Annotated in this window: 23 protein-coding genes; 10 read left to right on the top strand and 13 right to left on the bottom strand. The window is 28.0% G+C overall.

Annotated features, from left to right (window positions below; all coding sequences use genetic code 11):
• From lpxK to ubiA, 4 genes are all read right to left on the bottom strand, one after another.
• A partial coding sequence (lpxK, locus tag ACTTAY_RS06185) for a tetraacyldisaccharide 4'-kinase (RefSeq protein WP_440672764.1) occupies window positions 1-786 on the bottom strand: 786 nt, incomplete at its 3' end.
• Window positions 787-791: 5 nt separating this feature from the next.
• Window positions 792-2,030 carry a 3-deoxy-D-manno-octulosonic acid transferase gene (locus ACTTAY_RS06190; protein WP_440672765.1) on the bottom strand — a complete coding sequence of 413 codons (1,239 nt, stop codon included), beginning with the start codon at window positions 2,028-2,030 and terminating at the stop codon, window positions 792-794.
• Entirely contained in the window at window positions 2,030-3,772 is a 1,743-nt protein-coding gene (locus ACTTAY_RS06195; RefSeq protein WP_440672766.1) for an ABC transporter ATP-binding protein, read from the bottom strand. Before ACTTAY_RS06195 ends, ACTTAY_RS06190 begins: the two co-directional genes overlap by 1 nt.
• A gap of 7 nt (window positions 3,773-3,779) precedes the next feature.
• The gene (gene ubiA, locus ACTTAY_RS06200; protein ID WP_440672767.1) at window positions 3,780-4,646 is read right to left on the bottom strand and encodes a 4-hydroxybenzoate octaprenyltransferase; all 867 of its coding nucleotides are present in this window, start codon (window positions 4,644-4,646) and stop codon (window positions 3,780-3,782) included.
• 49 nt (window positions 4,647-4,695) lie between these two features.
• Here ubiA and ACTTAY_RS06205 point away from each other — a divergent pair, with 49 nt between their 5' ends.
• Complete coding sequence (locus ACTTAY_RS06205) at window positions 4,696-5,100, top strand: DUF2721 domain-containing protein (protein WP_075506429.1); 405 nt, start codon at window positions 4,696-4,698, stop codon at window positions 5,098-5,100.
• Here the strand turns inward: ACTTAY_RS06205 and ACTTAY_RS06210 are convergent.
• Genes ACTTAY_RS06210 through ACTTAY_RS06220 form a run of 3 tightly spaced genes read right to left on the bottom strand, consistent with a single transcriptional unit; the run spans window position 5,097 to window position 7,592 of the window.
• Entirely contained in the window at window positions 5,097-6,068 is a 972-nt protein-coding gene (locus ACTTAY_RS06210) for a quinone oxidoreductase family protein (RefSeq protein ID WP_440672768.1), read from the bottom strand. The two genes, ACTTAY_RS06205 and ACTTAY_RS06210, sit on opposite strands and share 4 nt — an antisense overlap.
• Window positions 6,069-6,071: 3 nt before the next feature.
• On the bottom strand, window positions 6,072-6,908 hold the full coding sequence (locus ACTTAY_RS06215) for a pirin family protein (protein ID WP_440672769.1): 837 nt from the start codon (window positions 6,906-6,908) through the stop codon (window positions 6,072-6,074).
• A gap of 18 nt (window positions 6,909-6,926) precedes the next feature.
• Complete coding sequence (locus tag ACTTAY_RS06220; protein ID WP_440672770.1) at window positions 6,927-7,592, bottom strand: haloacid dehalogenase type II; 666 nt, start codon at window positions 7,590-7,592, stop codon at window positions 6,927-6,929.
• Between the two features lie 16 nt (window positions 7,593-7,608).
• Between ACTTAY_RS06220 and ACTTAY_RS06225 the strand changes: the two genes are divergently transcribed.
• From ACTTAY_RS06225 to ACTTAY_RS06265, 9 genes are all read left to right on the top strand, one after another.
• Window positions 7,609-8,310: an RsmE family RNA methyltransferase gene (locus ACTTAY_RS06225; protein WP_440672771.1), complete on the top strand. Its 702-nt coding sequence runs from the start codon at window positions 7,609-7,611 to the stop codon at window positions 8,308-8,310.
• Window positions 8,311-8,370: 60 nt separating this feature from the next.
• The gene (gene coxB, locus ACTTAY_RS06230) at window positions 8,371-9,186 is read left to right on the top strand and encodes a cytochrome c oxidase subunit II (protein WP_440672772.1); all 816 of its coding nucleotides are present in this window, start codon (window positions 8,371-8,373) and stop codon (window positions 9,184-9,186) included.
• A 1-nt stretch (window position 9,187) separates the two neighbouring features.
• Window positions 9,188-10,822: a cytochrome c oxidase subunit I gene (gene ctaD, locus ACTTAY_RS06235; protein WP_075506423.1), complete on the top strand. Its 1,635-nt coding sequence runs from the start codon at window positions 9,188-9,190 to the stop codon at window positions 10,820-10,822.
• A gap of 30 nt (window positions 10,823-10,852) precedes the next feature.
• On the top strand, window positions 10,853-11,764 hold the full coding sequence (cyoE, locus tag ACTTAY_RS06240; RefSeq protein WP_440672773.1) for a heme o synthase: 912 nt from the start codon (window positions 10,853-10,855) through the stop codon (window positions 11,762-11,764).
• Window positions 11,765-11,882: 118 nt separating this feature from the next.
• Entirely contained in the window at window positions 11,883-12,416 is a 534-nt protein-coding gene (locus tag ACTTAY_RS06245; protein ID WP_440672774.1) for a cytochrome c oxidase assembly protein, read from the top strand.
• 10 nt (window positions 12,417-12,426) lie between these two features.
• The gene (locus ACTTAY_RS06250; protein WP_075506420.1) at window positions 12,427-13,215 is read left to right on the top strand and encodes a cytochrome c oxidase subunit 3; all 789 of its coding nucleotides are present in this window, start codon (window positions 12,427-12,429) and stop codon (window positions 13,213-13,215) included.
• 61 nt (window positions 13,216-13,276) lie between these two features.
• Window positions 13,277-13,879, top strand: a complete 603-nt coding sequence (locus ACTTAY_RS06255) for an SURF1 family protein (RefSeq protein WP_440672787.1) — start codon at window positions 13,277-13,279, stop codon at window positions 13,877-13,879.
• On the top strand, window positions 13,879-15,261 hold the full coding sequence (gene thrC / locus ACTTAY_RS06260) for a threonine synthase (protein WP_440672775.1): 1,383 nt from the start codon (window positions 13,879-13,881) through the stop codon (window positions 15,259-15,261). The genes ACTTAY_RS06255 and thrC overlap by 1 nt, the downstream gene beginning before the upstream one ends.
• Window positions 15,258-15,743, top strand: a complete 486-nt coding sequence (locus tag ACTTAY_RS06265) for a peroxiredoxin (RefSeq protein ID WP_440618959.1) — start codon at window positions 15,258-15,260, stop codon at window positions 15,741-15,743. Before thrC ends, ACTTAY_RS06265 begins: the two co-directional genes overlap by 4 nt.
• Here ACTTAY_RS06265 and rnhA read toward each other — a convergent pair.
• From rnhA to ACTTAY_RS06295, 6 genes are read right to left on the bottom strand one after another with little or no spacing between them, the layout of a single operon-like run.
• Window positions 15,735-16,160, bottom strand: a complete 426-nt coding sequence (rnhA, locus tag ACTTAY_RS06270) for a ribonuclease HI (protein WP_440633004.1) — start codon at window positions 16,158-16,160, stop codon at window positions 15,735-15,737. The two genes, ACTTAY_RS06265 and rnhA, sit on opposite strands and share 9 nt — an antisense overlap.
• Window positions 16,160-17,125, bottom strand: coding sequence for a homoserine kinase (locus tag ACTTAY_RS06275; protein ID WP_440672776.1), 966 nt, complete (start codon window positions 17,123-17,125; stop codon window positions 16,160-16,162). Before ACTTAY_RS06275 ends, rnhA begins: the two co-directional genes overlap by 1 nt.
• The gene (gene ispH, locus ACTTAY_RS06280) at window positions 17,126-18,070 is read right to left on the bottom strand and encodes a 4-hydroxy-3-methylbut-2-enyl diphosphate reductase (protein ID WP_440672777.1); all 945 of its coding nucleotides are present in this window, start codon (window positions 18,068-18,070) and stop codon (window positions 17,126-17,128) included. It abuts the gene before it with no gap.
• Between the two features lies 1 nt (window position 18,071).
• A complete protein-coding gene (locus ACTTAY_RS06285; RefSeq protein WP_440672778.1) occupies window positions 18,072-18,998 on the bottom strand; it encodes a Brp/Blh family beta-carotene 15,15'-dioxygenase in 927 nt (308 codons plus the stop codon).
• Complete coding sequence (locus ACTTAY_RS06290; RefSeq protein ID WP_440672779.1) at window positions 18,999-20,063, bottom strand: lycopene cyclase family protein; 1,065 nt, start codon at window positions 20,061-20,063, stop codon at window positions 18,999-19,001.
• Window positions 20,050-20,901 (bottom strand): phytoene/squalene synthase family protein, encoded by an 852-nt coding sequence (locus ACTTAY_RS06295; protein ID WP_440672780.1) that lies wholly within the window; start codon window positions 20,899-20,901, stop codon window positions 20,050-20,052. The genes ACTTAY_RS06290 and ACTTAY_RS06295 overlap by 14 nt, the downstream gene beginning before the upstream one ends.
• Between the last annotated feature and the right edge of the window lies 1 nt (window position 20,902).

Below are 20,902 nucleotides of genomic sequence, written 5' to 3' on the forward strand. Positions count from 1 at the left end.
TATTTTTAAATTATTTTTATTAGCAATATCCTTTATATTATCTATTTTTTTGTCTGATATGCTATAGTGATCAGGAAAGATAAGTTTTTCTTTTATTTTAAATTTAAATTTCTTAAGCGTATTTTCAAATTCATGTGGGTTTCCTATACCACAAAAAGATAAAAATTTATTTTTTAAATTGTATTCTTTAAGATTAATAGGTTCATATATTGCATTAAAAATTTTTAAATTTTTATTTATTTTTTTTATTTTGTGTTTTATCTTTTGATTTTTTTTAAAACCATTAAGAAAAACAATATCATAATTATTTAATTCGTTTGAATTTTCTCTCAAGGGACCCGCTGGTAAAAGAAAATTATTTCCAAAACCCTCATAAGAATTAATACAAACGATTTTTAAATCATACTCAATATCTTTTTGTTGCAAACCATCATCTAAAATAGCCAAATCAAAGTTTTTTTCTGCTATACTCAATGCATCTTTTCTGTTTTTTGATGATATGATTTTGCCTCTCTTTTTTAATAAATTATATTCATCATTTTGATTTGAGTATTTCTTTTTAATAAATACAGTTTTAAATTTATCTCTAAGTAATTCATTTAACTCTACTGCCAAAGATGTTTTTCCTGTGCCGCCTGCGCTTAAATTTCCTATGCAAATTGTCTTTATTTTGAAATGTTTTTTGGAATTAAATTTTTTTAAAAAATTAATACTGAAAGTAATTAATGTTAAAGGAAATACCAAAAGAGAGACAAAATTTTTTGTTTTCCAAAAATTTGGTTTCATGAAAATCATTGAATATATTTTTCGATAATACGTAAGTTATTATCTAAAATTTTATTTCCATTATAAAAAATTTTTTTTCTTTTGCTGAGTGGTAGTTTTTTATTTATTTTTGACAAAACGAAAACTTTCATTTTTAAAACACTTGAGGTTGTATATGATATTTTCTTTATTTTTAAATAGTCGTATATTTCTGTAAAATTAGCTATATTAGGTCCATTAATAATATAGTTACCCAATCGGGCTGCCTCTAATGGATTTTGTCCCCCATGGTTTACAATTGATCCTCCTAAGAAAGCAATATTAGAAAGATTATAAAAATTCTTTGTTTCACCAAAAGTATCAACTAAATAAATATCAGTTTTTTTTGATATTTTTTGATTTGTGGAGTGTTTTACTACATTTAGTTTAAATTTATTTAAATCATTAATTATATTTTCTGATCGATTGATGTGTCGTGGGATTATAACTGTAATTAAATTAGATAGTTTTTTTTTTAATTCGATATGTAATTTAGATATTAATATTTCTTCAGTATTGTGAGTGCTACCTGCACAAAAAATTTTAAATTTCTTAAATTTCTCAAATAATTTTGAGCTTTTATTATTTAATAGAATTTTTTCACCGTAGTATTTTAAATTTCCTACAGTGATAATTTTTTTAACACCGAGAATTTTAAGATATTTTTTTGTTTCTGTGTTTTGAGGTAGGGCAATTGAAATCTTGGCAAATATTTCTTTTGCAAAACTTTTCACAATCAACCATTTCTTAAAACTAGATTGTGTAAATCTTGCATTTAATAAAATTATTGGAATTTGATTTTTTTCTAAATTTCTTATCATATTGGGCCAAATTTCTGAGTCTACAAAAATTGCCACTTGGGGCTTCCAAAAATTTATAAATTTTTTTGTTAAAAAATTAGTATCTAAAGGAAAAAACTTGTGAATTGTTTTTTTAAATTTTTGTTTTTCAAAAATTTTTGAAGAGCTAATTGTAGAGGAGGTTATAATTATTTTTTTTACTTTTTTATTTTTTTCTAGTTTAATTATAAGAGGTATTATACTCATTAATTCACCAACACTGACTGCATGAAACCATATTGTATTTTGAAAATTTTTTTTTGGGTAAATACAATATTTTTCTTGAATTCTGTTTAAGTCTTCTTTTTTTTTAAAAATTCTAAAAATAAAAATTATTGGTGATAATAAAAATAAAATATTTGTTAATATACGGTATGTAAAAAACATCAATTTTGTTTTATTTGTCTTTCATAAAAATTTTTATAAACACTCGAACTAGATAAAAGATCTTTATGATTACCGGAATCTATAATTTTACCTTGATCAACAACATATATTTTATCTGAGTTGAGGATAGTTGATAATCGGTGAGCTATCACGATAGTAGTTTTATTCAAAATAAGTTTATTTAATGCAGATTGAATTTTTTCCTCTGTTTCAGAATCTAGAGATGATGTTGCTTCATCAAGTAAAATTATCTTACTTTTTTTTAAAAATGCTCTAGCTATTGATAATCTTTGTTTTTCTCCTCCTGATAATTTAATTCCATTTTCTCCTATTCTAGTTTCATATTTATTTTCTAAATTTTCAATGAAGTCTTTACACATAGCATTATCTGCTGCCTCATAAATTTCCTCTAAACTAGCATCTGGATTTGCATACTTGATGTTATTCAAAACAGTATCATCAAAAAGAGTTACATTTTGGTCAACAATTGAAATTTCTTTTCTTAAAGAATTTAAGTTTATTTTTGAAATATCTTGTTGATCTATCTCTATATTACCCTCATTTGGAGAATAAATTCTTGGTATCATGTTAAGCAAAGTTGACTTTCCTGATCCACTATGACCAACTAAAGCTGTCATTTTTCCTCCTGAGAATTCAGCAGATATATTTTTTAAAACTTTATTTTCGAAATTTGATTTGTAAGAAAAATTAATATTATTAAATAAGATATTACCATATTTTAATTCTAGGTTTTTACTATTTTCGTTAGAATCAATCTCAACTTCCATATCTACAATTGGCAGTATTCTTTTTGCCGCTGCTAATCCCTGACCGATTGCAACGTTTATTTTTGTTAGCGTTTTAACTGGTTGATAAGCCAACATCATTGCCGCTAAAAATGAAAAAAAATTATTAATTCCCAACTCTTCATTTATTATAAGTTTTCCAGAGTAAAAAATTAATACTGCGATCATTATCCCAGTTAGAACCTCCATTACAGGAGTAGATCTAATATACACGGCAGCAATTTTTGCTGATTTTTCTTTAAGATTATTGACAAATATTTCAGATCTAGATTTTTCAAAATCTTCTCTTTGAAAAATTTTTATTATTTTATGATTTTTAAATAAATCAATTAAATACCTATTTAGATCTCCTGATTTTTCTTGTGCTTGAGTTGAAACTTTGCCCATTCTTTTTCCAAGAACTTTAGCAGTTACAGAAGCCAAAGGTATCATAATAATTGCTATTAAAGATAATTTCCAATTTTGATAAAACATTACTATTAATAGACCAATCAATGTAAGACCATCTTTAAACAAGCTTAGGAATGCATCTGATAACATCCGAGTTATTTGCTGAACATCAAAATTCAAATTTGAAATATAGTTTCCTGAATGCTTATTTTCTATAGTTTCTGTATCTGCTTTGATAAAAGATTTAAGCATATCTATCTGAATTATTTTTTTCACCTCTTCACCCACATTAATCATAATTAATTTTGCAAAATAAAGTGAAATACCTTTAGTTGTAAAAGCTAAAATAATTGCAAATGGAATTAATATTATTAGGGTTTGATCTTTGTTTATAAAAATTTTTTCAATTGCAGGATCTAGTAACCATGCTGTTGCAGAAGTACTAATCGCAACTATTACTGATAAAAGTGCAGCTAAAACTATTTTAGTTATAAATTTACCTGTGTATTGATTGTAAAGTCTCTTAAATATGTCAGTATTTTTCATTTATATTTTAAATTAGTTTTCCAACAAAAATATTTATTAGCACAATCAGTCCTAATAAATTATTACTTTTAAACTTAGATAGACAATTTTTTGTATCAGAAATATTTAATTTTTTTATTTGAAATATTAAAAGGTGTAATGCAGGTAGAATTAAAAAGATAAAATAAAATAATTTAAAATTCATATTTATTCCTACAATTATTAACGAGACAAAAAATACCAAATAACAAAATAGTAAAAATTTTTTTGGATCATTTTTAAATTTTATTGAAGTTGATTTTACCCCTATTATTTCGTCATCTTTAATATCTTGAAATCCATAGATTGTGTCGTAACCGAGTGTCCAAAATATGGCTCCAAAATAGAAGACAAGAGCAACTAAAGAAATTTCATTTGAAATTGAGATCCATGCTAAAAGCAAACCATAATTAAACGTAATTCCTAAAAATAATTGAGGCCAATAAGTAATCCTTTTCATTAAAGGATATGTAAATGCGAATGGCATTGATACGAGCGCCATGTAAATAGTAAAATTGTTAAAATTTATTAATACCAGAAATGCTAACCCGCATAATATAACTGAGTAAAGCAAAGCAAGTTTCACAGATACTTTACCAGAAGCTATAGGTCTATTTTTTGTACGCTCAACTTTTTTGTCAAAATTTTTATCAACAATATCATTAACGATACAACCGGCTGACCTCATTAAAATTGAACCGGCTAAAAAAAGTGAGACAAAAAAAATATAATTGTTTAAAGATGAATTAAAATCATAAACTAAAGTTAGTCCCCAAATGCACGGCCAAAATAACAACATAAAACCAATTGGTTTTTTTAGTCTCGTTAAATCAATAAATAATTTTAGTTGGTTCATAATTTACTTGTAAATAACAAAGGCTAGTTTCATAATCAATTTGATTCGTATGAATATAGATTACACAGTCACTGCATTAATGTTTCCAGCAATACCACTACTCATGAGTGTTTACAGCAATAGATTTCATTCTTTAAGTATCTTAATTCGTCAGCTTCATGATGAGCATGTTTATGAAAAACATATTCCTCCTGAATGGAAAAAGCAGTTTATTAATTTAAGTGGAAGAATAACACTTCTTAGATGGACAATTTTATTTGCTTCCTTTGGTTTCCTATTTAATATGCTTACTGTATTTGCTCTTTACTTAGATGAAGTATTTGCAGCTAGAGTGATTTTTGGCTCATGCTGTTTATCTATGATTATATCAATAATTTTTTTTATAAGAGAAATTCAAATTTCAACGAATGCACTTAAACTCCATATGTCTGATATGGATGTAGATGTAAACTAGGGAAGTATAACTGCTGGACCAGTAAGAACTCTAGACTCTAAATCTTTATGTGCTTGAGCAATATCTTTTAGATGATATTTTTTTGAAATTTTTACTTTTACTTTTCCGCTTGAAGCCATTTCAAAAACTTTATTCGCAGCTTCATCAAGCTCTTCTCTTGTTGTAGTGTACTGCATAATGCTTGGTCTTGTTAAATAAAGTCCCTTTGGCTGAATTGATTTCGCAACATTAACAGGATCTAAAGGTCCAGATGCATTTCCAAAAGAAACCAACATTCCTCTTAATTTTAAACATTCAATTGAACCATCAAAAGTATTTTTTCCAACTCCATCATAAACTACAGACAATCCTTTTCCTTCGGTAATCTCTTTTACTTTTTCAGCAAAATTGTCTTTGTTATAATTAATCACATGATCGTAGCCATTTTGTTTTGCATTTTCTATTTTTTCATCTGAACCAACTGTACCAATTACATTGCATCCTAAACTTTTAGCCCATTGTCCAAATATTTGACCAACACCACCTGCTGCTGCATGGAATAAAATATCTTCACCTGATTTAACTGGATAGGTTTTATGCAAAAGATAAAAGGTAGTTATTCCTTTTGTCATTAAAGTCGCTGCAGTTTCTAAATCAACACTATCAGGAACTTTTACTAAGTTTTTAGTTGGATAATTTCTATGAGTTGAGTAAGCGCCAAGAGGAGCTGCACAGTAGGCAACTTTATCTCCAACTTTAAAATCTTTAACATCTGAGCCAATTTTGGTTATCTCTCCAGCTCCCTCAAGACCAATTGGAGAGGGAAGAGTTAATGGATAAAGTCCTGATCTGTGATAAGTATCAATATAATTTAAACCAATTGCATGATTTTTAATCGTTACTTCATCAGCTTTTGGATCTTCAAGTTTAAGTTCTTTGTATTCTAAAACTTCTGGTCCACCTGCTTTTGATATTATTACTGAATTCATAATTTATTTTACAAATGTACCATTATGATAATCTTGTACTGCTTGCAAGATTTCTGCTTTAGTGTTCATCACAAAAGGACCACCTCTTGCAATTTCTTCATTTATCGGTTTTCCAGATATTACAAGAAATTTAGCATCTGTTTTTGCTTTAACTTTAAGCTCTTCACCTTTTGTTAATAATATTAAAGTACTATCTTCAACATTATCATGTTTCTCATTACCAATTTCGATTTCACCATCAATTAAGTAAATAAATGTATTGTGAGTTGATGGAATATTAAAATTAAATTGTTTGTCTTTATTTAACTCTACATCGAAATAAACTGGTTCCACATTATGACCTTTTACAGGTCCTTCAGCATTTTCAAATTTACCAGCAATAACTTTTACTTGTTTTTCATCATCTTTATGAACGCTCATTTTATCTGCATCAATATAAATATATTCTGGCTTACTCATTTTTAATTTAGCAGGCATGTTAATCCATAATTGAAAGCCATGAAGTCTTCCTTCTTTCATTGCCGGCATTTCTGAATGAATAATTCCACTTCCTGTTTTCATCCACTGAACATCACCTGCAGTCATTCTTCCTTCACCACCAGTGCTATCTTTGTGTTCAAAATCTCCAGCAAGCATATAAGTAACAGTTTCAATTCCTCGATGAGGGTGAGGGGGAAAACCAGCAATATAATCTTCGCTATTTTCAGATCCAAATTCATCTAGCATTAAGAAAGGATCAAAGTAATTTGGCTCAACACCAATACTTCTTTTTAACTTTACTCCTGCACCATCCGAAGCTGGAATAGGATCTATAATTTTTGATACTTCAATTGATTTCATGTGAGCTGATATAATTATCTACTTAGCAATATCAAGTAGATCATTTAAGTTTTTAATTTCATTTTGTGGTGAATAATCAAGTTTATCAAAGATATTATTATTTCTATTTACCCATATAGAATTGTATCCATAGTTTCCTCCTCCAGATACATCCCAAGTATTTGCACTTAAAAAAGCAACTTCATTTTTTTCAATTTTATATTTTTTTACTGGTATATCATAAACTTTGGAGTCAGGCTTAAAAACACCAACTTCCTCAATTGAAAAAATATCATCAAATAAATTGTCTAATTTATTATTTTGTACTAATTCATTTAACAAAGAAGGCGTACCGTTAGAAAGTATTGCTAGTTTAAAATTTTTTTCTTTTAAAGATTTTAACACTTCTGGTACTTCTTCAAAAGGAGAGAGAATTTTATATAGATTTAATAATTCATCCCTCATTGAATTATCTATTTTAAATACACTCATTGATTTATCCAAACTGTCTTCAGTGATTTGCCAAAAATTTTTATGTCTTTTCATTAAACTTCTAAGCCAAGTATATTCTAGTTGTGTGGTTCTCCAATAATTTGCAAAAGCTTCCCACTTATCACCAATTTTGTCTTTACATTTTTCTGCTGCTGAATTTACATCGAATAAAGTGCCGTAAGCATCAAAAATTATTGCTTTAATATTTTTCATAAACTAATTTAATAATATGAGTAACATTAGATTATATTTTTCTAAAAGTTTATCTAATAATTTAACTGATACACTTGATAAATCTCAATCACATTACGTAAACAAAGTAATGAGAGTTAAAGAAAATGAAATGTTTTCTTTATTTAATAGCAGTGGAGAATGGGAAGCAAAAATTTTAAATATCTCAAAAGGTGTTGTTGAATTTAATATTACAAAACAATTAAGACAGAAAGAAAATCCAAAAGAATTGTGGTTGGCATTTTCTCCAATTAAATCAAATTACTTTAACTTTATGATACAAAAAGCAACTGAGTTAGGAGTTACAAAATTTATTCCAATAATATTTGATAGAACGATTGTTCGTAAAATTAATAAAGAGCGATTAGAGAAAGTAATTATTGAGGCGTCCGAACAATCAAATAGAATTAGTGTTCCAGATATTGAGGATCCAAAATCATTAGATAGTTTTTTAAATAACAATAAAGTTGATTTAATTTTCACTGATCTAAATTCTAAAAATACTAAAATAGATTTAAAGAAGGTTACAGATAAACCTACATGTGTAATTATAGGTCCAGAAGGAGATTTTTCTGAAGAGGAAAGGGCTAAGATTCTAAAATTTAGCGGAGTTCAACCATTGAAAATTAATGAGAATATATTGAGATCTGAAACAGCTGTAATTTCAGCTATATCGATCATAAAATACGCCATAAATTGATATTTTGTCGCGAAAACTAAAGTGTAATTTTTTTGAAGACGTTCTATATAGGGTAAAAAAATGAAAAAAATTTTAATAACAATTATTTCAATTTTAACTCCTTCAGTTGCGTTTGCCAACCAGCCAAAAGATTGGCAATTGGGTTTTCAAAAAGCAGCTTCGGAATCTATGAGAGATATAGTTAATTTTCATGACAAATTGTTATTACCAATCATAATTGCGATAAGCGTTTTCGTTTTATTTTTGATGGTCTATGCATGTGTCAGATTTAGAGCATCAGCAAATCCAGTTCCTTCTAAAAGAACTCACAATGTTGCTGTAGAAGTTTTATGGACATTAATTCCATGTTTAATTTTAATCGTGATGGCAGTTCCATCGTTTAAAATTTTATATAAACAAGACTCAATACCAAAAGCAGATGTAACAGTTAAGGCAATTGGTTATCAATGGTACTGGGGATATGAGTATCCAGATGAAAATATTATTTTCGACTCTTACATGATTGAAGATAAGGATTTAAAAGAAAATCAGCCTAGATTATTAGCTGTAGATAATGAATTAGTTGTTCCAGTAAATAAAGTAGTTAAAGTTTTAATTACCGCAAATGATGTTTTACACGCTTGGGCTTTACCATCTTTTGGAGTTAAAAGAGACGCAGTTCCTGGAAGAATAAATGAAACATGGTTTAAAGCAGAAGAAGTTGGAACTTATTATGGACAGTGTTCTGAGCTTTGTGGAATTAAACATGCTTTTATGCCGATTACAGTAAGAGTAGTTTCTGAAGAAGAATATCAAGAATGGCTTACTGGAGCTAAAATAAAATTTGCAAAAGAAATTCATGAAGAAGATCAATTTAAAAAACTAGCGAGTAAATAATATGTATACACAAACTGCATCACACGACGATCATCATACACCAACTGGTTGGAAACGTTGGGCATATTCAACTAATCACAAAGATATAGGTACAATGTACCTTATATTTGCAATTGTTGCAGGTGTGATTGGAACTGCATTCTCAGTTTTAATGAGAATGGAATTGATGCATCCGGGTGATGGAATTTTAGGTGGAAACTATCATTTATATAACGTTTTAGTTACTGGTCATGGTTTAATCATGATCTTCTTTATGGTTATGCCAGCAATGATTGGTGGTTTTGGAAATTGGTTTGTTCCAATTATGATTGGTGCACCTGATATGGCATTCCCAAGAATGAATAATATTTCATTTTGGTTACTACCAACTTCATTTATTTTATTAATCATGTCTATATTTATGGATGGCCCCCCAGGTCAAACTGGAGTTGGTGGTGGATGGACAATCTATCCTCCTTTATCATCTACAGCAGGACAGCCTGGTCCAGCAATGGACTTTGCAATTTTAAGTTTGCACTTAGCAGGAGCGTCTTCAATTTTAGGAGCGGTAAACTTTATAACTACAATTTTAAACATGAGAACTCCAGGTATGACATTGCATAAAATGCCTTTATTTGCTTGGTCAATTTTAGTTACAGCGTTCTTATTACTTTTATCACTTCCAGTGTTAGCAGGTGCAATCACAATGCTATTAACTGATAGAAATTTTGGAACTGCATTCTTTGATGCTCAAACAGGTGGAGACCCAGTGTTATTCCAACACTTATTCTGGTTCTTTGGTCATCCTGAAGTTTATATTTTAATTTTACCAGGTTTTGGAATGATTAGTCATATTGTTTCAACATTTTCTAGAAAACCAGTATTCGGATATTTAGGAATGGCATATGCAATGGTAGCAATTGGAATAGTTGGTTTCGTTGTATGGGCTCACCACATGTATACAGTTGGTTTAAGCACGGATACTAAAGCTTATTTCTTAGCAGCGACGATGATCATTGCCGTCCCGACGGGAATTAAAATATTTTCTTGGATAGCAACTATGTGGGGTGGCTCAATATCATTTAAGACACCTATGGTTTGGGCTTTAGGATTTATATTTTTATTTACAGTCGGTGGAGTTACAGGTGTTGTTCTTGCAAATGCAGGTGTAGATACAGCAATGCATGATACTTACTATGTAGTAGCTCACTTTCACTATGTATTATCTTTAGGTGCGGTGTTCGCAATCTTTGCAGGCTTTTATTACTGGTTTGGAAAAATGAGTGGTTATGAATATTCAGAATGGTTAGGTCAATTGCACTTCTGGTTAACATTTATTGGTGTAAACTTAATTTTCTTCCCTCAACACTTCTTAGGTTTAGCGGGGATGCCTAGAAGATATGCAGATTATCCAGATGCATTTGCTGGTTGGAATTATATATCTTCAATTGGATCATATATTTCTGTAATTGGTTTAGGAGTATTTTTCGCAAATCTAATTTATGCATTTTATAAGAAAAAAGCTGCTGCTCAAAACCCTTGGGGTGAAGGGGCAACAACTTTAGAGTGGACAGTACCGTCTCCTCCAAATTTTCATACTTTTGATGAATTACCGAAGTTTGAAGATGAAGAGAGTGCAGAAAAATCTACTACTTAAAAAGTATTTAGATTTTTTGTCTAAAATTAAATGATTAAGTCTAAGTTAAAAAATAGAAATTTAAGTCAGGAAGACGTTTTCAATTTCTCTGAGTTGTTTAAACTCATGAAGCCAAGAGTAATGTCTCTTGTAATTTTTACTTGTGCAGTTGGATTGTTAATGGCGCCAAATATTATTCCAACAAAAGATGCAATAATTGGAATTATTTTAGTTTCTATTGGAGCAGGTGCTGCCGGAGCTCTGAATATGTGGTACGAGTCTGATCTAGATGCATTAATGACCAGAACTTGTCTAAGACCTATACCAACTGGTAAGGTAAATAAAAACCAAGCTTTGATTTTTGGTATCGCTTTATCAATATTTTCAGTTGTTGCTTTAGATTATTTTGCAAATACAGTTTCAGCAGCCTTATTGTTATTTACAATTTTGTTTTATGTGCTGGTTTATACAGTTTGGCTTAAAAGAAAAACGCCTCAAAATATAGTTATTGGAGGCGCTGCAGGAGCATTACCTCCTGTAATTGGTTGGACTATAGCTACAAACTCACTTTCACTTGAGCCATTAACTTTCTTTCTAATTATCTTTTTTTGGACACCATCACATTTCTGGGCACTAAGTTTATATAAATCTGATGATTATAAAAAAGCAAATATTCCAATGCTTCCATTGACTAATGGTGTTGAAAGCACAAAATTAAATATATTTGTTTATTCATTAATCATGCTTCCAGTTATTGTTTTCCCATATGTAATTGGTTTTGTTGGTCTAGTATTTTTAATTCCATCATTAATTTTGACAATTTATTATAATTACTTATGTTTTGAACTTTACAAATTTAAGAAGAACAAGTTTGATGCAAAAAAAGCAAAAACAATTTTTGGATACTCAATATTATATTTGTTTTTAGTTTTTGTATTTTTCTTAATAGATAAAATTTTATGATAACACCCGATAAAAAAACAAAGAAAAAAAATATTATTACTGCTTTAGCAATTTTAGCTTTTATGGTTTTTTTGTTTGTTTTTACATTATATAATGTTGGCGTATTTGATAGGCAGATATGATTAAGAGCAAAACATTAACTCCATTACTTCTTGCAGGTATTTTTTGTTTAATGTTAGGATTATCTTTTGCAGCAGTGCCCTTATATGATCTTTTTTGTCGTGTAACTGGCTTTGGAGGAACAACTCAGGTATCTAAAGAAGCCCCGAAAATAGTTTTAGATAAAGTTGTAAGTGTAAGATTTGATACGAATGTAAACAATCTTACTTGGGATTTTAAGGCTAAATCAAATGTCATTGATGTTAAGGTTGGTCAGGTAAATAGAATTGAGTTTGAGGTTGAGAACTATGGAGACGAAACAACTTATGGAGTTGCTAGTTTCAATGTTTCCCCTGCAAGTTTTGGTAAATATTATAGTAAATTAGGCTGTTTTTGCTTCGAAAAACAGGAACTTAAGGCAGGTGAGAAGGCAACTTATATTATGAGTTTTTATTTGGACCCAGAACTGGTAAATGATCCAACAGTTAAAAACTTACAGGATGTAACTATGTCGTATACTTTTTTCTCGACAGATTATTATAAACAATCATAATTAAAAAAATATGTCAGCTGAAAAAAAACATGATTATCACTTAGTAGACCCAAGTCCTTGGCCTATATTTACATCTTTTGCATGCTTAGTACTAGCTATTGGAGCAATTTTTTATATGCACAATGATGTATCTTGGGGAATGTATTTGGGATTAGCTCTTGTAATTTATGCAGCTTATATGTGGTTCAGAGATGTTGTGATTGAAGCTGAACATCAAGGTCACCATACTCCAGTTGTTCAAATCCATCATAGATATGGAATGACGTTATTTATTGCTTCTGAAGTTATGTTCTTCGTTGCATGGTTTTGGGCATATTTTGATATAAGTTTGTTCCCAAATGAGTTTGTTGGAAATGTTTGGCCTCCACAAGACATAGAAACTTTTGATCCATGGGACATTCCATTAATTAATACACTAGTTTTATTATTATCAGGTACTACAGTAACTTGGGCTCACCACTCTTTATTAGAAGACGATAGAAAGGGATTTATTCAAGGATTAACAGCAACTGTAGCACTAGGCTTCTTTTTTACTTTATTACAGGCTTACGAATATCATCATGCTACATTTGATTATTCAGGACATATTTATGGTGCAGTATTTTATATGGCAACAGGTTTTCACGGTTTCCACGTAATTGTTGGAACAATCTTTCTTGCTGTTTGTTTATGGAGAGGAAGATTGGGTCACTTTACGAAAGAACACCACTTTGGTTTTGAGGCAGCTGCTTGGTACTGGCACTTTGTTGATGTTGTTTGGTTATTCTTGTTTGCAGCTATCTACGTTTGGGGAAGTTAATATTTAATCCTTGAAGAATAAGCTTCTATTTTCAGTTTTTGTTTATTTTATAATTTTAGTTTTGTTGTCATTAGGCTTTTGGCAATTGTATAGATTGAGTTGGAAATTAGATCTAATCAATCAAATTGAAAATTCTTTAAAGATTGATCCTGTTGAACTTAAAAATGTAGAAAAAAAAAATTATTTAAGAATAAAAACATCAGGACAAATTGATTTTGAAAAACAAATTTATCTCTATAATCTTAACGAAACTGGTAAACCTGGATTTGAAGTTATTAACCCAATTAAAATAGGAAATGAAGATTATTTAATTAATAGAGGTTGGATATCTTTTGACCAAAAAAACAAACCAGAGATTAACGTCGTTGATCAAAAAAATATTATTGGTACTTTAATGCTTCAATCAAAATCAAGTTCATTCAAACCCAAGAATGAAGTAGATAAAAATTATTGGTTTACACTAGATCGGGAAGATATTTTAAAATTTACAGGAAAAAACTTTTCAAAATATATTATTTATTTAAACGGTAACTACAAAAACCCAAGACCAAGAGTGATCACTGCTAAAATTTCAAATAACCACAAAAAGTATGCAATTACTTGGTTTTCGATGGCGATTTCAATTCTTTTAATATATTTATACTTTAGAAAAAAAAATTATTAATGAGATACATCAGCACTAGAAATACTTCAAAAACATATGAATTTAAGGATGTTTTTATCAAAGGTCTTGCTGATGATGGGGGATTGTTTATTCCTAGCTCACTTCCAAACTATAGTGAAAAAGAAATTCAAGAATTCAGGTCACTAAATTATTCAGATTTAGCAAAAAAAATCATTTTTCCTTTTATAGGAAATTTTATGGATAAAGATGAATTGTCTAAAATAATTGATAAATCTTATTCTGTTTTTAGGAGAGAAAATGTAATTGATTTCATAAAAATAGGAGATCGATCAGTCTTAGAGTTATTTCATGGCCCAACACTAGCCTTTAAGGATGTTGCTATGCAACTTCTTGGAAATTTTTATGAATTTTATTTAAGCAAGCAAAAAGAAAAAATTAATATTGTAGTTGCCACATCTGGAGATACAGGGGCAGCAGCTATAGATGCAATAAAAGGAAAAGAAAATTTAAATATTTTTGTGCTACATCCTGATAATCGAGTTTCTTCTGTTCAGCGAAAAATCATGACTACTGGAAAACATGAAAATGTATTTAATATCGCTATTAAAGGAAATTTTGATGACTGCCAGAACTTAGTTAAATCAATGTTTTCTGATACAAAATTTTCTCAAGATATTAATATGTCAGGTGTAAATTCAATCAACTGGGCAAGAATTATTGCTCAATGTGTTTATTACTTTTACAGCTATTATCTCATTGAAGATCACACTAAACCCACTAATTTTTCTGTTCCCACAGGGAATTTTGGAGATGTATACGCAGGTTATTTAGCTAAAAAAATGGGTTTGCCCATTAATAAATTGATTGTTGCAACAAATCAAAATGACATTCTCCATAGAGCTATCTCAAACGGTAATTACGAGGCGGAAACTGTTTCCGAAACTATTTCTCCTAGTATGGATATACAGATTGCAAGTAACTTTGAGAGACTTATTTTTGATTTGAATGATAAGAATTCAGAACAAACATCAAAAGACATGATGAAAATTAAAGAAGAAGGAAAATATTCAATTGATAAAGAAAAGTTAAAATTAATTAATCACGATTTCTTATCAGCAAGAATGAGCGAGACCGAAACACTTGATATTATTAAGTCTGTTTATCAAGAATTTAATATTGTTTTAGACCCTCACACTGCAATTGGTTATGGAGCTTTTGATAAACACAATCTCAATGGCAATAATATTGTGCTAGCAACAGCACATCCATGTAAGTTTCCTGATGCAATTCAAAGTGCTATAAATGTTAAAGCTGAGTTGCCAAATGAACTTCAATTTATATTAAATGAGAAAGAAAATTATGATATTCTTGAAAATGATATTGAAAAAGTAAAAGAACATATTAAAGATAGAGCCAAATGAAAATAAAAGAAAACGATAACCTGCCAAATTCAGAAATTTTTGTTCTTCAAGATGGAGAGCCTGTAAAAAAAAATATAGAAGATTTTTTTAAAGACAAAAAAGTTGTAATATTTGGACTACCTGGGGCATATACTTCTGTATGTTCTGCTAAACATTTGCCAGGATATATTAAGATGCATGATCAATATAAAGAAAAAGGTATTGATCATATAATTTGTATTTCAGTAAATGATCCCTTTGTGATGAATGCTTGGGGTAAACAAAATGATGTAGGTGAAAAAATTGTTATGATGGGTGACCCATTTCTTAATTTCACAAAAGAAATTGGTGCAGATGTTGATAAAAGTGGCAGGGGTTTAGGAATTAGATCTAATAGATACACGATGTTTGTTGATAACATGAAGGTTATTAAACTTCAGGAAGAAGCAGATACAGGATCTTGTGAAATCTCAGCAGCAGAAAATTTCTTTAAATTAATCTAGACTTGCAGCTTTTTTAGCTAATAAATCAACTTCTTCATTTAGTGGATTTCCAGCATGAGCTTTAACCCAGTTCCACTTAATCTTAGAATTATTATTCAAATCATGCAATTGAACCCATAAATCTTTATTTTTAACATCTTCTTTATTAGATGTTTTCCAATTATTTTTAATCCAATTGTGGATCCAATCAGTAATTCCATTTTTAACATATTTAGAATCTGTATAGATTTCTATCAAATCTTCAGAATTTACTTCTTTTAATGCATTGATTGTCGCCATTAATTCCATTCTATTATTTGTCGTATCTTTTTCACTTCCACTTATTTTTTTCACTTCATTATCGGTACATATTATTGCTGCCCATCCACCATTACCTGGATTTTTTAAACATGAGCCATCAGTATAAATTTTAATCATTAAATTAAATAATCTTTAAAACTATTCAAATTGTTATGGGTAATAAGTTTTTGATAATATTCGTTTGGATCCTTAATTTTGATTAATGCTGTTTTTGGAGTATTTGTATAATCATATAGTCTAGTTAACAGATATCTAAGAGCAGCACCTCTACACAAAATATTTAAATTGTTTTTTTCATTTAATTTAATTTTCCTAACACTGTTGTATCCCTTGATTAATTTATCAACTTTCTTCTTATTAATTACAAATTTTTTATTTTTTTCATCAAAACATAGTGCATTAATGCAGATTGCTATTTCATACATATAGTAATCGTTAGCAGCAAAGTAAAAGTCTATAATTCCCGACAGCTTATTTTTATTAAAAAAAATATTATCTATGAATAAATCACCATGTATAATCCCAGAAGGAAGTTTTTTTGGCCAATTTTTTTTAATATCATTAAAATTATTAAATAAAAATTTTTTCAAATTTGATCCTTTATTTGATTTAAATTTAATACTCTGGAGTAAAGGTTTTAAATATTTTAGACCCATTGAATTTTTTCTAGTAAATTTTATCTTCTTAGTAACCATATGCATTTTAGCTATTGCTTTTCCAATAGCATAGCAGTCACTTTCGTTAACTTTCTTTTTATCTTTTCCCCTTAAGAAAGTGACAATACAGGCTGTTTTATTTTTTAGTTTAATTAAATAATTTTTATTTCTGGTTTTAAGTGGTCTTGGGCAATTAATTTTTGAATCATTTAAATGATCCATTAATTTCATAAAAAAAGGAATCTCTTTTGGAAGAACTCTCTTCTCAAAAATTGTGAGAATAAACTTTTTATTTTTGGATTTTAAAATGTAATTTGAATTTTCAATTCCCTTAGTAATTCCTTGGAAACTTAAAATTTTTTCAATATTAAACTTATTGTTTATTATATCGATATCACTCTGATTTATCTTAGTATATACAGCCATTTAATTTAATTTGTTAGGAACTTTAAAGACTACATTTTCTTTTATAATTTCTACTTCCTCAACATTTATAGAAAATTTTTTTTTTAATTCATTAATAAAATCTTCTACAAGAATTTCGGGTGCTGATGCTCCTGATGATATACCAATAGTATTTGAATTCTGTATTTGATCAAAAGGAATTTCACTTTCAGAATGAAAAAGTTGTGAATTTTGACAACCTGATTTTTTTGCTACTTCAACAAGTCTAACTGAATTTGAAGAGTTTCTACTACCTATTACAAAAAACATATCACACTTTTTTGCAATATTTTTTACTGCCATTTGTCTATTAGTTGTTGCATAACAAATATCCTCTTTTGCTGGCTCTTTAATGTTTGTAAATCTATCTTTCAAAATTTTTATTATTTCTTTAGTATCATCAACAGATAGTGTTGTTTGAGTTATATAAGCCAATTTTTCTTTATGATTGGTTTTATACTCCATTGCTTCAGCTTCATTTTGAATCAAATCAATAGATCCTTTAGCTAATTGGCCCATAGTACCTATTACTTCTGGATGGTTCTCATGTCCAATCAAAATAATATGATAACCAGCTTTATTTAAGTTTTCCGCTTCTCTATGAACTTTAGAAACTAGTGGACAAGTAGCATCTACATAAGTCATTTTATAATTTTCAGCATCTTCTGGTATTTTTTTTGGAACACCGTGCGCAGAAAAAACAACAGGTCTAGATTTGTCATTAATTTCCTCTAATTCTTCAACAAAGATGGCACCTTTATTTTTTAAATTATCAACAACATGCTTGTTATGAACGATTTCATGTCTAACATAAACTGGCGATCCATATTTTTGAATAGATTTTTCTACAATTTCTATAGCTCTCTCAACACCAGCACAAAAACCTCTTGGAGCAGAAAGTAAAATTTTAATTTGTTTGTTTTTCATTTTACTCTAAAAAATATTCCAGCAATATATGTGGAAAGGTTAAAGACGCCAAACCAATAAAAATTAGTTTTAAGATTGCATCATCTATATAATTAACGTCATTTAATAAAAATAATACAATTATTGAAATAAAGATTGTTAAAAGAGTAAGTGGTAAAGCCTTTAAAATAAATAATTTTATTCCATTTTGGAGATTGTTTTCATCAAGGTCTATCGCAAGTGAAATAGAGTGCCTCACAGAATGTAAAAAACAAAAATAAATTGTAAAAGCTGTTAAAGGAGTAAAGTAGTAATTTAAAATTATAATTGAGAAATAATCAAAAAAAATAGTAAATTTTTTTAATTCAAACTTATCAATAAATAAAAATATACTTGATAATGAACTCAAAATAATTGATATCTCGATTATCTTTTTATCTTCTAAAAATTCTAAGAATAAATAAAAATTTTCATTAACAACAAGTAATGATTTGAATATTTTCACAGTATCATCAAAATGAAAAAAAAGAGGGGCAAGAATTATGAGGGATCCTTTTAAAAGGTATAATAATTGAATTAAGTACGATTTTTTGTTTATTAAAAATTGTGTATCTTCTTTACCAAAATGAAATGCTGCAACTATAAGAAAAACTAACAGTGTGGTTGCAGGTAAAAGTGACCAAATAATAATGACGCAAACTGCTATAAAAATATAAAAGATATAGAAAATATATATTCTTTCAAAATTAAATAATTTAAGAAGTTTTTTACCTTTAATATTATCTAATGCACCGTGTGAAACTCCAATAGTTAAAATTAAAAATAAGCATATTGATGATGAAATATCTAAATAATTTAATCTAAACATCACGACAGAAAATAGATTAATTAGCAAAAAAAATATAAATGAATGATTAAGATTAATTTTTTTAATTAATTGATTAGTCATTTAAAATAATTCTTTTAAAAATTTCCATTTAGGCATTTTTAAAATTATTTCTAAATCTTCAAAAAAATTACTTTTATTAGATAAGAAATTAATAGCAGTCTTAGGTGAACTATTGAACATTTTAAAGAAAATTTCCCCCATATCTGAAGAGTTATTTCTTAAAACTTTCAAAAAAATATTGTCTAAAAAATCATATTTTTTTTTAATTTTAAACAATTTAGCCTTAGAAATATTTTCAATGTTTTCTGCTATATATTTGCTGTGTTCCTGAATATTTAAAAAAGTATAACCCGTGCTTAACCTTGTCATATCACCAGCTGATCCAATATATATTTCATTTAATTTTTTTAAATTTTTATTTCTAAATAAAGGTATAGAGCCTTCTTCTTTAAAATTGATTTTATAATTTCTGATATTTAAATGGTTTTTTAAGTATTGATCTATTTGATTATCATAATCTTTTATATTTTCATTACTTAAATTTGATATCCAGGTAGTTTCCACAAGAGCACTTTTTTTTGAAAAAGGTAAAGTGTAAAAAAAATGAACCTCATTTTTTTGATCACACGCAAAATCCATTAAGTTAAATATTTGGTCATCAAAAAAATCTTTTTTTGTTTCAATTTCTACACCACAAAAATGTTGCCACAAATTATTTGTCTTATTTTCAAAATTTGGAACGCTGTTAAAAATTATTGAATTTGATAATTCAATATCATTAATATTCTTAAAAAATTTTATATTTTCATTTAATTTAAGTTTTGAAAGAATTTTGTCATAAAATTTTCCAGCATCTATAGATTGGTAAGGTGTTAGCTTGCAATCAATAAACTTTGTATCATTAGGAATGTTTATAGAAAACTTATCCCAACTTTTTTTTACACAATCATCAAAATTATGTGGAAACACTTTCCAAAATGACCAAGTTTTGTCTCTTTTATATTCGTCCCTAGGCTCAATTATAGCCAAAGATTTATTTTTTAATTTATCAGAAATTTCAAGTTCATAAGCCAAAGACAAACCTGCACAACCACCACCGATAATTATGTAATCAAAATCTTTCATTTAAATTTATCTCTTCATTAATTAATGAATGATCATGTTCAATGTTATTATCATTTTTATTTGTAAATGTTAAAATTATTAAATCAAAAATTGATAAAAAAGTTTCAATAATTTTTTCAATTTTTGTTACATAAATTTTTCCAGAATTTTTATAATTTTCTAAATTATTTTTATTAATTATTTTGTGTCCAATTTTTCTGTAGACTCGTCTTGCAACTAAAATAGAGAATCTGAAACTTAAAGGTATTTCTTTAATTGAGTAAAAAGAATTTTCATAAAATCTTTCAGATAAAGAAATGGTAGATTTGATATCGTTGAAATTTTCATTTATATAAATTCTTTTATTATTTTTATCTTCAATTACGTCTCTTGAAATATTGGTAAGCTGCATTGCTATTCCGAGATCGATAGCTGATTTCAAGGAATTTGTCTTATTAACTTTTAAAATTTTTGCCATCATTAAACCAACTGTACCTGCTACTCTATAAGAGTAAATTAATAACTCTTTTTTTGATTTTAATTCCACTCTTTCTTTAATATCTGAATTAATCCCATCAAATAAATCATTAATTACTTTTGTTGAAATATTAAATTCATCTATAAGTTCCCAAATATTTTTAATAACAATGTTTTGAAAGTTTTTATTTAAAAAATCTTTCTTAAAGTTTTCAAATTTAATTATTTTGTCTTCTAATTTTCCTGGATCATCTGCAATATTATCTGCTTCTCTACAAAAATCATAAAGCGCAGAACATTTATCATAAGTTTTTTTTGGTAAAAAAAAACCAGCCCAATTAAATGATTTTGCATATGTTGCTAAATAATTTTTAGTTAACATT

Origin of the sequence: Candidatus Pelagibacter sp. HIMB1715, from assembly GCF_052047595.1 — a bacterium.
Classification (GTDB): Bacteria; Pseudomonadota; Alphaproteobacteria; order Pelagibacterales; family Pelagibacteraceae; genus Pelagibacter.

Excerpts from the sequence above, each read along its gene's own strand:
- ACTTAY_RS06195 (WP_440672766.1), bottom strand. The coding sequence starts at position 3,772 with ATGAAAAATACTGACATATTTAAGAGACTTTACAATCAATACACAGGT.
- ispH (WP_440672777.1), bottom strand. The coding sequence starts at position 18,070 with ATGAAAAACAAACAAATTAAAATTTTACTTTCTGCTCCAAGAGGTTTT.
- ACTTAY_RS06215 (WP_440672769.1), bottom strand. The coding sequence starts at position 6,908 with ATGAAATCAATTGAAGTATCAAAAATTATAGATCCTATTCCAGCTTCG.
- ACTTAY_RS06210 (WP_440672768.1), bottom strand. The coding sequence starts at position 6,068 with ATGAATTCAGTAATAATATCAAAAGCAGGTGGACCAGAAGTTTTAGAA.
- ACTTAY_RS06225 (WP_440672771.1), top strand. The coding sequence starts at position 7,609 with ATGAGTAACATTAGATTATATTTTTCTAAAAGTTTATCTAATAATTTA.
- thrC (WP_440672775.1), top strand. The coding sequence starts at position 13,879 with ATGAGATACATCAGCACTAGAAATACTTCAAAAACATATGAATTTAAG.
- cyoE (WP_440672773.1), top strand. The coding sequence starts at position 10,853 with ATGATTAAGTCTAAGTTAAAAAATAGAAATTTAAGTCAGGAAGACGTT.
- ACTTAY_RS06265 (WP_440618959.1), top strand. The coding sequence starts at position 15,258 with ATGAAAATAAAAGAAAACGATAACCTGCCAAATTCAGAAATTTTTGTT.
- coxB (WP_440672772.1), top strand. The coding sequence starts at position 8,371 with ATGAAAAAAATTTTAATAACAATTATTTCAATTTTAACTCCTTCAGTT.
- ACTTAY_RS06295 (WP_440672780.1), bottom strand. The coding sequence starts at position 20,901 with ATGTTAACTAAAAATTATTTAGCAACATATGCAAAATCATTTAATTGG.
- ACTTAY_RS06205 (WP_075506429.1), top strand. The coding sequence starts at position 4,696 with ATGAATATAGATTACACAGTCACTGCATTAATGTTTCCAGCAATACCA.
- ACTTAY_RS06285 (WP_440672778.1), bottom strand. The coding sequence starts at position 18,998 with ATGACTAATCAATTAATTAAAAAAATTAATCTTAATCATTCATTTATA.
- ACTTAY_RS06290 (WP_440672779.1), bottom strand. The coding sequence starts at position 20,063 with ATGAAAGATTTTGATTACATAATTATCGGTGGTGGTTGTGCAGGTTTG.
- ACTTAY_RS06245 (WP_440672774.1), top strand. The coding sequence starts at position 11,883 with ATGATTAAGAGCAAAACATTAACTCCATTACTTCTTGCAGGTATTTTT.
- ACTTAY_RS06275 (WP_440672776.1), bottom strand. The coding sequence starts at position 17,125 with ATGGCTGTATATACTAAGATAAATCAGAGTGATATCGATATAATAAAC.
- ubiA (WP_440672767.1), bottom strand. The coding sequence starts at position 4,646 with ATGAACCAACTAAAATTATTTATTGATTTAACGAGACTAAAAAAACCA.
- ACTTAY_RS06250 (WP_075506420.1), top strand. The coding sequence starts at position 12,427 with ATGTCAGCTGAAAAAAAACATGATTATCACTTAGTAGACCCAAGTCCT.
- rnhA (WP_440633004.1), bottom strand. The coding sequence starts at position 16,160 with ATGATTAAAATTTATACTGATGGCTCATGTTTAAAAAATCCAGGTAAT.
- ctaD (WP_075506423.1), top strand. The coding sequence starts at position 9,188 with ATGTATACACAAACTGCATCACACGACGATCATCATACACCAACTGGT.
- ACTTAY_RS06190 (WP_440672765.1), bottom strand. The coding sequence starts at position 2,030 with ATGTTTTTTACATACCGTATATTAACAAATATTTTATTTTTATTATCA.
- ACTTAY_RS06220 (WP_440672770.1), bottom strand. The coding sequence starts at position 7,592 with ATGAAAAATATTAAAGCAATAATTTTTGATGCTTACGGCACTTTATTC.